The 12,083-nt window shown below is 49.0% G+C and carries 10 protein-coding genes (1 of these 10 cut by a window edge); 9 read left to right on the forward strand and 1 reads right to left on the reverse strand.

Features of this window, described 5'->3' with window-relative positions; all coding sequences use genetic code 11:
• Positions 1 to 20 precede the first annotated feature (20 nt).
• Together spoT and ACOJUN_RS08840 are read left to right on the forward strand one after the other, a co-directional pair.
• Positions 21 to 2,174, forward strand: a complete 2,154-nt coding sequence (spoT, locus tag ACOJUN_RS08835) for a bifunctional GTP diphosphokinase/guanosine-3',5'-bis pyrophosphate 3'-pyrophosphohydrolase (RefSeq protein ID WP_422136274.1) — start codon at positions 21 to 23, stop codon at positions 2,172 to 2,174.
• Between the two features lie 94 nt (positions 2,175 to 2,268).
• Positions 2,269 to 2,655 (forward strand): RidA family protein, encoded by a 387-nt coding sequence (locus ACOJUN_RS08840; RefSeq protein WP_317144337.1) that lies wholly within the window; start codon positions 2,269 to 2,271, stop codon positions 2,653 to 2,655.
• 246 nt (positions 2,656 to 2,901) lie between these two features.
• Here ACOJUN_RS08840 and ACOJUN_RS08845 read toward each other — a convergent pair whose 3' ends face one another.
• Entirely contained in the window at positions 2,902 to 3,765 is an 864-nt protein-coding gene (locus ACOJUN_RS08845; protein WP_422136275.1) for an SDR family oxidoreductase, read from the reverse strand.
• 209 nt (positions 3,766 to 3,974) lie between these two features.
• On the opposite strand from ACOJUN_RS08845, the gene ACOJUN_RS08850 reads away from it, so the two are divergent.
• From ACOJUN_RS08850 to ACOJUN_RS08880, 7 genes are all read left to right on the forward strand, one after another.
• Positions 3,975 to 4,889 (forward strand): LysR substrate-binding domain-containing protein, encoded by a 915-nt coding sequence (locus ACOJUN_RS08850; protein WP_422136276.1) that lies wholly within the window; start codon positions 3,975 to 3,977, stop codon positions 4,887 to 4,889.
• Positions 4,890 to 4,920: 31 nt separating this feature from the next.
• Positions 4,921 to 7,005 carry an ATP-dependent DNA helicase RecG gene (gene recG / locus ACOJUN_RS08855; RefSeq protein ID WP_422136277.1) on the forward strand — a complete coding sequence of 695 codons (2,085 nt, stop codon included), beginning with the start codon at positions 4,921 to 4,923 and terminating at the stop codon, positions 7,003 to 7,005.
• A 162-nt stretch (positions 7,006 to 7,167) separates the two neighbouring features.
• Positions 7,168 to 8,247, forward strand: a complete 1,080-nt coding sequence (locus ACOJUN_RS08860) for a hypothetical protein (protein WP_422136278.1) — start codon at positions 7,168 to 7,170, stop codon at positions 8,245 to 8,247.
• A gap of 365 nt (positions 8,248 to 8,612) precedes the next feature.
• The gene (locus ACOJUN_RS08865; RefSeq protein ID WP_422136279.1) at positions 8,613 to 9,431 is read left to right on the forward strand and encodes an HPr family phosphocarrier protein; all 819 of its coding nucleotides are present in this window, start codon (positions 8,613 to 8,615) and stop codon (positions 9,429 to 9,431) included.
• 322 nt (positions 9,432 to 9,753) lie between these two features.
• Positions 9,754 to 10,239, forward strand: coding sequence for a glutathione peroxidase (locus tag ACOJUN_RS08870; protein WP_422136280.1), 486 nt, complete (start codon positions 9,754 to 9,756; stop codon positions 10,237 to 10,239).
• A gap of 105 nt (positions 10,240 to 10,344) precedes the next feature.
• Entirely contained in the window at positions 10,345 to 10,803 is a 459-nt protein-coding gene (locus tag ACOJUN_RS08875) for an RDD family protein (RefSeq protein WP_422136281.1), read from the forward strand.
• A 372-nt stretch (positions 10,804 to 11,175) separates the two neighbouring features.
• Positions 11,176 to 12,083: the 5' portion of a SulP family inorganic anion transporter gene (locus tag ACOJUN_RS08880; protein ID WP_422136282.1), read on the forward strand. 619 nt of this gene lie beyond the right edge of the window; the window shows 908 of its 1,527 coding nt (coding positions 1–908); it begins with the start codon at positions 11,176 to 11,178; its stop codon lies beyond the right edge, outside the window.

Raw genomic sequence — 12,083 nt, forward strand, 5'->3', positions numbered from 1 at the left:
GAGATGTTCTGGATGGCTGGATGGCTGCACAGGAGGAGCGGGCTTTGCTGACTATTGAAGAGTTTGCCGGCCGCTTGAAGTCCTACCTGAATCCCGAACAGGTGAATCTTGTTCGTAGGGCTTACTATTACGCTGAACAGGCGCACGACGGTCAGACCCGGCGTAGTGGTGAGCCTTATATTACCCACCCCCTCGAAGTAGCTGCGATTCTTGCAGACATGCACATGGACCATCATAGTCTGATGGCCGCCATGCTGCATGATGTTATCGAAGATACCGGAATTGAAAAATCTGCCATTCACGAACAGTTCGGTGAAGTGGTAGCCGATCTGGTTGACGGAGTCAGCAAACTGACGCACATGCAGTTTGAAAACAAGACTCTGGCCCAGGCCGAAAACTTCCAGAAAATGGCTCTGGCCATGGCACGGGACATCCGGGTCATTCTGGTCAAGCTGTCAGACCGACTTCACAATATGCGTACTCTGGGTGTTCTCAGACCCGACAAGCGTCGTCGGATTGCCAGAGAAACCCTCGACATTTACGTGCCGATTGCCAACCGGTTGGGTATGCACAATCTGCGGATTGAACTTGAAGATCTCGGCTTTCAGGCCATGTATCCCATGAGATCCCGAATGATACGTCAGGCAGTAAAAGAGGCTCGGGGTAATCGCAAGGATCTTGTCGGTCAGGTTCAGAGAGCCATTGCTGCCCGCCTTGAAGAAGTCGGCCTGATGGGCCGGGTGGTAGGACGGGAAAAGCACCTTTACAGTATCTATCGAAAGATGCGTAACCAGAGCAAGTCCTTTGCCGAAATCATGGACATGTTCGCATTCCGTATCATAGTTGAAAGTGCCGACTCCTGTTACCGTGCGTTAGGCATGGTTCATAATCTTTACAAGCCTATTCCGGGGCGTTTCAAAGACTACATTGCTATCCCTAAGGCCAACGGCTATCAGTCACTTCATACCAGTCTTTTTGGTATGCATGGCGTTCCCATTGAGATCCAGATCCGTACCCAGGAAATGGAGGATATGGCCAATAATGGCATTGCTGCTCATTGGCTCTATAAATCCGGAGATGAAGCGCTGTCCGGCAGTCATGCCCGAACACGTCAGTGGCTTAAAGGTGTTCTGGAACTGCAAAAGAATGCCGGTGATTCACTGGAGTTTATTGAGAACGTTAAGATCGACCTGTTCCCGGACGAAGTTTACGTCTTTACACCCAAGGGGCATATTCTTGAATTACCCAAGGGTGCCACTCCCGTTGATTTTGCCTACACCGTGCATACTGATGTGGGTAACACTTGTGTAGCCTGTCGCATTGACCGTCGTCTGGCTTCCCTGAGTCAACCATTGCAGAGTGGGCAGACGGTAGAAGTGGTCACAGCGCCCGGTGCAAGACCTAATGTCGCCTGGTTGAATTTTGTTGTGACCGGAAAAGCCCGATCCAATATACGTCACTTCCTCAAGAATCAGCGGCGCAATGAATCCATTGCCCTTGGTCGTCGACTGTTGAACAAGGCTCTGGTCAGCTTCGAGAGTCATCTTGATGATATGGACGACCAGGTTCTGAAAGGTCAGATTGAAGCGCTGAAATTCGATACTGTGGATGACCTTCTGGAAGATATAGGCTTAGGCAACCGCATGGCATACGTCGTTGCACGTATGCTGATGGAGCCTGGCAGTGTGGAAGCAGAAAAAAACCAGATCGATACTTCTGACTCAGAGAAACCACTGTCGATCCGGGGCACGGAAGGCATGGTGATCAGCTTTGCCAAGTGCTGCTACCCGATTCCGGGTGACCCGGTTGTCGGGCACGTCAGCTCAGGCCGTGGCATCGTGATTCATACCGAAAGCTGTAAAAACATTGCTGATATTCGTCATAGCCCTGAAAAAGTACTGGAGGTGGATTGGGACAAAGATGTTTCCGGCGAATTCACAGTCGAGTTGTTGGTAGAGCTGGAGCACCACCGAGGCATGATTGCTTCTTTGGCAACCAGTGTCACTGCAGTGGAGGGCAACATCGAAAAAATCAGCATGGAAGAGCGTGATGCCAGCTTCTGCATGGTTCAGCTGGTGATCAAGGTAAGGGATCGTCTCCATCTGGCCCGAATCATTAAACGCCTTCGTGTGATCAAGGGCGTTCACTCCATTAACCGTCGCAGAGAAGCCTAGGAGCCTCGTTTATGGGCGAAAACTTCAGAGGGACTTGAAAAATACGTGTTGTCCCTTACTATTTGGCTCTTTTCTGTTTAGAAGCGAGCGCATAATGAGTAACAGACAGACCATAAACACTGAGAATGCGCCTCAGGCCATTGGGACCTATTCTCAGGCGGTTAAGGCGGGAACGACCGTTTATGTTTCCGGCCAGATTCCTCTGATTCCGGAGACCATGGAACTGGAGCAGGGAGACTTCAAGGCGCAGACCCGACGCTGCTTTGAAAATCTGAAAGCCATTGCCGAAGCTGCTGGTGGGGAACTTCAGGATGCGGCAAAAGTGGGCATTTTCCTTACCGACCTCAGCAATTTTAATGCGGTCAATGAGGTTATGGCCGAGTATTTCACTCAGCCCTACCCTGCCCGTGCTGCTATTGGCGTCAAAGAGTTACCCAAAGGTGTTCCGGTCGAGATTGATGCCATTCTGGAGTTGAGGTGATTTTTTAATAGCTATCCGGGGGGATTATACTCAGGGAATCTCTCCATCGAGTATTGAGGTATTTTTTTCTGTGCAGGCTTTTTTCGCTCGCAGTTAAAAATATCTCAGCCACAGGCGGAAGGATGTTTGTCAGATAAACCCATTTTCCTGGCTGCATGGTTGTTATATTTCTTCTTGTTCCAAGTCTGTCCTTTGAGCGCAGCGCTCTATCCGATAAGCGATTTTTTCATATTCCTTTAACAAGAATTACTCAGAAGACATTGAGCTTAAAAGCTCTGAGTAGCCAGCTTTATAGTTTGGGTACCTGAAAGTGTAACCTGCATCAACAATTCTTTGATTGCTGCAACGTTTGCTGCCTCTCTGGGGCTGGGGAGCAGGATGGTTGTCATCCAGCACTATATCGAGTTGATCCGCAAGCCAGTGCAGTACTTCATATAATGGCGCAGGTTCATGGTCAACTCCCAGATAAAGGGAGTCAACGGGAAGCTTCTGTTCATCGCGTTGAATCAGGTGAGCCAGAATACCGGCGCAGTCATCACGGTGTATACGGTTGCCGTAGATGACAGGCTCTGCTTTGCAACCTTCACCGGCTCTTACCCGGTTGGTCATGCGATGTCTTCCGGGGCCATAAATACCGCCAAAGCGAACGGCTGTTGCAGGAAATGGACTGTTGATCAAAATGGCTTCTGCTTCCAGCATGATCTTCCCGGAATAACGACCAGGATTCGTGGGTGAGGTTTCATCCACCCACTGACCATCATTCTGGTGGTAACAGCTGGTACTGGAGGTAAAGAGCACTCGTTCTGGCCGATGGCCGTCTGCCTGAAGGCGGGAAAGAACGTTGGAAAGACCTCTTAAATAGGCTTTATGATAATTGTCTTGACCGGGTCCATCGGCAGCGGCCGCATAGACGACATAGTCAATTTTGTTGGGCCATTCGCCCAGCTGCTCCGGATTCGAGAGGTCGCCCTTTACAGGATGAACGCGTCCGGGTAAACGGTCGATGCTCCGGCGTAATCCCCAGACGAAGTAATTACCTGTGTCCAGAAGCTGCTGTGCCAACTCGCAACCGACATCACCACAACCGGCGATCAATACATTTTTATTCATAGCGGCCCCGTCATTTTTTAAAAAAAGGACACCCGTGAGTGTCCTTTATCTTCAGGGAAATGCAAGTAACCTTACTTAAATTGGACGTTTCTCTCTGCGGCTCTGGTAATACACCCTCTGCTTTTGACAGAAAGCCAAAGGAATAGTTTGAAAAAAAAACTGTTTAAATTTACAGTGTTCTGGTATTTTCCTGGCAGGCGCCTATCATTATGACTCTCACAGAATTGCGCTATATTGTGACTCTTGCTCAGGAGCAGCACTTTGGTCGTGCTGCTGCCAAATGCCATGTCAGCCAGCCTACGCTCAGTGTGGGAGTGAAAAAGCTGGAAGATGAGCTCGGGCTGGCACTTTTCGAACGATCGCGAAATTCGGTACGGGTGACCCCGATGGGGGAAAAGGTGATCAGTCAGGCCCGGAAAGTTCTGGAAGAAGTGTCGGGCATCAAACAGATTGCCAAAGCCGGGCGCGATCAGTTGAGCACTCCCCTGAGGGTGGGGGCTATATACACCATCGGGCCTTATCTGTTTCCACACCTTGTGCCTCAGTTGGCACTGGTGGCGCCTAAAATGCCTCTGTATATAGAAGAAAACTTTACTGCGGTGTTGCGAAAAAAACTGAGGATGGGCGAGTTGGACGCCATTATCATCGCCTTGCCGTTTACTGAGCCTGATGTATTGACCCTCCCTTTATATGACGATCCTTTCAGGGTTTTATTGCCAGCCGGGCATCCCTGGCTGTCGAAGCAGGATATAGATCCCGCAGAGCTGGTGAACGAAGAGTTACTGCTCCTGGGTGAAGGTCACTGTTTCAGGGATCAGGTTATGGAGGCCTGTCCGCTTCTGGCTCAGAAAAACGATGCCGGTGATGATGGAAGCGGTATCGAAGCCTCTTCTCTGGAAACCATCCGCCATATGGTGGCTTCCGGAATGGGCATTAGTGTGCTGCCTGAATCGGCCCTGGTCGGTAGCCACTACGCCCCAGATGTATTGTCGTCAAAGCCTTTTCGCCCGCCATCACCCAGTCGGACGGTCGCTTTGGCCTGGCGTGCCAGTTTTCCGAGACCCAAGGCAATAGATGCATTGTCCAGTGCTCTCAGGCTATGCTCTGTAACGGAAGCGAAATGAATAAAAAGTAATAGCAGTTTATTGAGGTGATATGGTGAAGCCCCTGCATGAGATTCCTGTGACAGCGCTGAAAGGTGTTGGGGCTGCACTTGCCGACAAGTTGGCAAAAATCCATATTCACAACCTGCAGGATCTGCTTTTTCACCTGCCCCTGAGATACGAGGATCGTACCCGCATTACACCTATTGCCGCTATTCATCCGGAAGGGGATTATGTCATTCAGGGCTCTGTTGTAGCGTCTGATGTTTTGATGGGGAAACGCCAGAGTCTGCTTTGCCGCATCAGTGATGGCACCGGTTCTGTGGGATTGCGGTTCTATCATTTCTCCAGCGCACAGAAGAATAGCCTCAAACCGGGTACTGAGGTTCGTTGTTTTGGTCAGCCCCGAAGAGGAGCCAGCGGTCTTGAGATTTATCACCCTGAATACTGGGTCATCAAACCGGATAATGATCTGGATGTTGAGGAAACCCTGACGCCTGTCTATCCGGCAACTGAAGGGCTTAACCAGCAGAGAATTCGGAGCCTTTGTGTACAGGCGCTGGAAAAACTCGATCATCCTGATGCGCTTCAGGAGTGGCTGCCTGAAAATGTCAGATGGCAGTACCAGCTTGGCGCGCTGGTGGATGCGGTGGAGTTCCTGCACTCGCCTCCCCCCGATGTTTCTCTTGAACTGCTTTCTGAAGGTCGCCATCCGGCGCAAATACGACTGGCTTTTGAAGAACTTCTGGCTCACAACCTGAGTATGCAGAAGCTGCGTAGCCTGATCCGAACAGTAAAAAGTTATGCAATGTCACCCAGGCAGACGCTAACCCGTGATTTTCGTGAGCAGCTGCCATTTTCCCTGACGGGAGCTCAGGAAAAAGTACTGGCGGAAATCAGTGAGGATATGATGAAGCCTGATCCCATGTTGAGACTGGTTCAGGGCGACGTGGGTTCGGGTAAAACAGTGGTGGCTGCCCTGGCGGCACTTCAGGCGGTCGAGAACGATTATCAGGCTGCTGTTATGGCTCCCACGGAAATACTCGCTGAGCAGCACGAAAAAAACTTTAAAGAGTGGCTGAAACCTCTGGGGGTTTCTGTCGCCTATTTGTCAGGAAAAACCAAAGGGAAGAAGCGTCAGCAGGTTCTGGAAGAGATTGCCCGGGGCGATGCGGCTGTGGTTGTGGGCACTCATGCCCTCTTTCAGGAAGACGTGCAATTCAAGAAGCTGGGTCTGGCCATTATCGATGAGCAACATCGTTTTGGTGTGCATCAGAGAATGGCACTGCGAAAAAAGGGTGAGTTAAAAGGTGGGCAACCTCATCAGCTGATTATGACCGCAACGCCTATTCCCCGAACGCTGGCTATGAGTGCCTACGCTGATCTGGATTGTTCCGTTATCGATGAATTACCTCCGGGCAGAACACCGGTTAATACGGTCGTGATTGGCGATGACCGACGTGATCAGGTGATAGAGCGACTGCGCTCAGCCTGTCTGGAGGGACGTCAGGCTTATTGGGTCTGTACCTTGATTGAAGAATCAGAAGCCTTGCAGTGCCAGGCAGCTGAGGTGACGGCTGAACAGTTACGTGAGGCATTGCCTGAGCTTTCTATAGGACTGGTTCATGGTCGAATGAAAGCGGCTGAAAAGCTTGAAGTGATGGATGCTTTCAAATCCGGACACATGCATCTGTTGGTGGCCACTACAGTTATCGAAGTAGGAGTAGATGTACCCAATGCCAGCCTGATGATTATTGAAAACCCGGAGCGTCTGGGTCTGGCTCAATTGCATCAGCTAAGAGGTCGTGTCGGTCGGGGCAGCATAGCAAGCCACTGTCTTCTGATGTATCACGCCCCGCTTTCGCAGCAAAGTAGAGAGCGTTTGCAAGTCATGCGCGACTCCAGCGATGGTTTTGTCATTGCTGAAAAAGACCTGGAATTACGTGGACCGGGTGAAGTGCTCGGTACCCGACAGACCGGGCTTGCCCAGTTCAAGGTAGCCGATCTTGAACGGGATGCCATTTTGCTGGATCAGGTCAGGGATGCAGCCCAGAGTGTCTTGAAAGAGGCACCACAAAACGCAGAGCCATTGATCCTGCGCTGGCTGGGTCATGCTGAGAAGTACGCCAATGTCTGAAGCCAAGTGAAATCGGTGCTTATCATTTATAAAAAAATTATGGTTTCACATTCCTTTCTTTGAATTTCTCGTGTGACTAATTTGCATTCAGGCAGAGATCGACTAGTCTCAGCCAGTGGCATTGACCTCAAGAGTATGTAATTAACTGTGAGGATTCTAGTCATGAATCTGTTAAGAGTCTCCTGCCTGAGCTTGGCTCTGGCCTTTTCTGTTCCTGCCGCCCTGGCCTCTCCTTTAGCGGCTCCTCTTGATCACGAGATTCCTCCTGAGGACAAGGTTCCTCCTGATGCCAAGGTTCCTCCTGATGCCGAGGCTCCTCCGGCTTCGAAGGATACGACAGAGTCGAGTTACCAGTTTTCTTGTGGGGATGCGAAAGGTATTTGCGGCGAGGAGTATTGTCAAAGTGATACGTATTTACCTGGTGCACTCAAAATTGTCACACCGTTTCACAAGAGGTCTAGCACTGACAGCCACAGCCAATTCTATAATTTGGCCAGCATGCTGCTGCGAGGCGATCATGATGGTGAACTTGAACGCTTTTGCGTAGATGAGTCGCTGTTGAAAAAACCCGGGGCGGGCTTCGACATTGATCAGCTGGAAGGAGAAAGCTTTTGGGGTATTCTCAAACTAGAGCAACTGGCAACAGGACAGCTTTTCTACGTGCCGCTCGAAACACAGGGGTTGCTCGTAACCGACAAGGGTGATTATAAGGCAGATGAGAAGGCAGCTGACGAGGTAATCTCTTACAAGTACAAGCTGGAGATATCAAATGCTGGCCCCTATCTCCAGGATCCTCACCTCCAAGAGCAGTATGGGCTTGCTGTCATGAACTGGATGTTGTTCAGTTGGCTGGTTGACCGATACATTCAAGATTCCGTATTCTTTGGACTCTCAGAAGATAATAGACTGGATTTTACCCTCCCCACACTGAACGCCAATTTTTTGGAGAATGGCAGCCCCGACGTCGAACTCAATTTGACCTCCGACAATCGTTATGGGGTAGGTGTTGTCTACAATGCCGTCATTGCTGGCACACTTGCTTTGCCTAACGGGGATGTGGTGGAGGATCTGAGATTAGAATCAAAAGCGATCCGCTTTCCCAGTTACGGGGTCGATCACTTCAGGATGAACAAGCGTAATCCCAAAGGCGTCAGTTTTGTTCCCTCTCGTGATTCTCAGTCAAAGGGGCGCTCAGGTCACTTTAAGGTGATAGATCTTGAGTTGATGCCGAAGAAAAAGTGAAACAGCTTGAATGAATCGGGCTTGTGACGATTTCTGATTGATAGCATGGCAAATAAATGGGGAAGCTCCCGTTTTGTGAGCTGGATTCAAAACCTCGTTTCTGATGATTGTTACTTTGCTCCTGCTTACCATGATGGCTGGTGGCAATCAGCTGATGATTGAAAATTCAGGGCAGCATCAGTGCCGGGAGATATCATGATCAAATGGTTTTTTCCGGCACTGGTTGTCGTCTGGTTTTGGAATTACAGGATTTCTTCACCGGACAAAAAGATTGTCACTAAGATACGCTAATGTCTGAAGCCTGGTCGTCGCTGGTGACGGAGTTCAGCTAATATTCCAGACTCTGCCGTAACGATCTGGCTCATATGTTAACACTGAACTTATCCAATATTTTCCTGAATCAGTCTGCTGAAAATAAGCTGGAGGTAATAGAGCTAATCGGCCAGAAAATGGTTGAGGCTGGATATACCACTGAAGCTTACACGGTTGGTTTAAAAATGCGTGAAGCCATTTCCTCCACGTTCCTTGGAAATGGTATTGCTGTCCCCCATGGTACGCCGAACACTCGTGATGCTGTCATCAAAACCGGCGTGGTCATTCTCCAGTTTCCTCGCGGCGTTGACTGGGGTGACGGTGAAAAGGTCTTCATGGCTGTTGGCATAGCAGCCTGCTCCAATGAACATCTGCAGATTTTGAGAGGGCTGACACGAATGCTTGGTAACGACGAGCTATGCAGCACTCTGGCAAAAACAGAAAACCCCCAGGACGTTATTGATGCTATTAATTCTCCGCCCAGAGTGCCTGAGCTGATTTCTGAAGAACGGGTTCGTAGACGTGTTGATTCTAACACTCCATTTGCATTGAAAGCTACGGCGTCAAGAGGGAGTGTCTGGCCTGCACCGGAAAAGGAAGTGCTTAGCCGGGCGTTCACTATTTTTAATCCGAATGGAATGCATGCCCGTCCTGGTAAGGTCTTTGTATCCACTATCAAGCCTTTTGAGTGCCGGATAGACGTTAGAAACCCTGATAAAAGTGGCGCATTTATTAACGGCAAAAGCCTGATGAAACTATTGAGTCTCGGGATTACCAGAGGCACCACCATAGAAGTCAAAGCCTCTGGTCCGGATGCTCAGGAAGCCATGGATGCACTGGAGCAGGCGATCAACGAAGGGCTGGCAGAATAATCGTGACCGTGGGCGCCTTGTATTTTTCAAAAAAACAAAAATTAACTTGCAAAAGGGCAGGTTAGGTATAGAATGAGAATCATTCTCATTGACAAGAAGAAAGGAGTCGCCTATCGAAACTAGACTTTTTGACCTGATTAACTGGTAAACAGCTACCAGTGACTCGCATATCCTCATCGTTTTGGCGGCTCGTCCCAAGCCGCCTTTTTTTATTCCCGTTCCGTGACTCTATCTGATACTAAAGCTCTGCTAATTTTATTTTTTTCATCCAATTTGGAAAAAATGAGGTATAACCTTCTTAAACCAGATAAGGATAGACTTAATGGATGTTCTGAGATACGAAATGCCACTGTTAAACGGAGATATTCAGTCTCTGGCTGAATATAAAGGCAAGGTAGTGTTGATTGTTAATACTGCAAGTCAGTGTGGTTTTACTCCTCAGTTCAAAGGATTGGAAGAACTGCACAAGAAGTATCAAGGGCAGGGGCTGGTGGTGTTGGGTTTTCCCTGTAACCAGTTTGGCAAACAGGAGCCCGGTGACAGTAGTGAAATCGGTGCTTTTTGTGAAAAAAATTATGGCGTCACATTTCCTGTCTTTGAAAAAGTAGAAGTGAATGGCGACGGTGCTGCTAATCTCTACAAGGATCTGAAGCAAGTAGCGCCCGGTTTGATGGGGACTAAAAATATTAAGTGGAACTTCACCAAGTTTCTTTTGAATCGTCAGGGTGAAGTGGTTGCGCGATATGCACCCACAACCAAGCCTCAGGAACTGGAGTCATCCATTAAAGATCTGCTTTCACAGGGTTGAGATAGCATTCGGAAGGTTCCGCAGTCCTTCCGGCAGACTAAGAATTTGACTGGGTTTGCCGACTCTACCGCTAATGACAGATGACTGTAAACCAGGAGACTGATAATGTCTGAGCTCGATTTAAATCCTCAAAGATCAGACAACTTTGAATATGCTGGATTTCTCGACCGATTCTGGGCAACGTTGATCGATACACTGGTTCTGATCATCATTACTCTACCGCTTGCCATGATGATTGACGGTAACCAGATGACAATGAAAGATTCAAAGCAGCTCCTGGATCCGGTCGATATCATGATCAACTGGTTATTTCCGGCGATGGCGGTTGTCTTGTTCTGGCATTACAAGAGCGCTACACCGGGCAAAATGCTTATTACCATGAAAGTCGTTGATGAAAAGACCGGCCTTGCTCCAAGCCTGTCTCAGTCTATCATTCGCTACCTGGCTTACTTTATCTCAATTTTACCCCTGTTTTTGGGTTTTTTCTGGATCGTAGTGGATAAAAAAAGGCAAGGATGGCATGACAAAATTGCCGGCACTGTTGTCATAAAATTCAGGAAATAAACCATTGCATTCAGAAAGCCTGTAGCTGATGCTTCTGAGCGAGTTAAGAGAATGAACGACAGGATTTTGATTCTATCATTGACAACAATCGAACGGGTCAGGAACCGTCATTTTCAAGACTATCTGGTCGTTGTCTTCTGCCAGTCTCTTCTTTAGAATTCACGTAATGTTTCTCCCTGAAAATTAACTCTTTGCCTCTGTTTATCAAACAGAGCAGTGTTCCTTTTATTGGGCATAGAGCTATTTAAAACGGTTTTCTATCCGACAAACCCATATCGGCTCGTATAATTAAAAACTAATCTTTCGCCACCCACCTGCCTGTTTGAATCGGAGGCAATGTTGTTCGATCTTAAAGCTAGTAAGGTAGCTACCATGAAAAATGACCTGTTGTCAGGTCTGACGGTAGCACTGGCATTGGTGCCCGAAGCGGTAGCTTTTGCATTTGTTGCGGGTGTTGAACCACTAGTGGGTCTCTACGCTGCGTTTATGGTAGGTCTTATCACAGCTGCAATCGGTGGTCGTCCGGGCATGATTTCTGGTGCTACCGGTGCACTGGCTGTGGTTATGGTCAGTCTGGTGGCCGACCACGGTGTTCAGTATCTCTTTGCAACCGTTGTACTGATGGGGATTATTCAGGTTCTGGCAGGGGCGTTGAAGCTGGGTAAATTTATTCGCATGGTGCCCCACCCGGTGATGCTGGGCTTTGTTAACGGCCTGGCGATCGTTATTTTCCTGGCTCAGCTGGGTCAATTTGGTGTAGAGGGTGCGACAGGCTGGTTGTCTGGAACCTTTATGGAAGGCAGTGTTATCGATATAGCCTGGATGCAGGGAAGTGAGCTCGGCATGATGCTGGGACTGGTGGCTTTGACCATGGCCATTATTCACTTTTTGCCTAAACTGACGACGGCGATTCCTTCTTCTCTGGCAGCCATTCTTGTGGTTTCGCTGCTGGTCATTGGCCTTGATCTTGATACCCGAACCGTAGGTGATGTAGCAGGCATTGCCGGTGGATTACCTGAATTCAGTGTTCCCATGGTGCCATTGAGCATGGAGACTTTTCTGATTATTCTGCCCTACTCTCTGATCCTGGCGGCCATTGGTTTGATTGAATCTCTCTTAACCCTGCGTATGGTGGACGAAATTACTGAAACTCATGGCAGCTCGAACCGTGAATGCATGGGTCAGGGCGCAGCCAATATTGTGACCGGCTTTTTTGGCGGTATGGGCGGCTGTGCCATGATTGGCCAGAGTATGATCAATGTTAACTCCGGGGGGCGTGG

The sequence above is a fragment of the Endozoicomonas sp. ALD040 genome, assembly GCF_049275945.1.
Lineage (GTDB): Bacteria > Pseudomonadota > Gammaproteobacteria > Pseudomonadales > Endozoicomonadaceae > Endozoicomonas_A.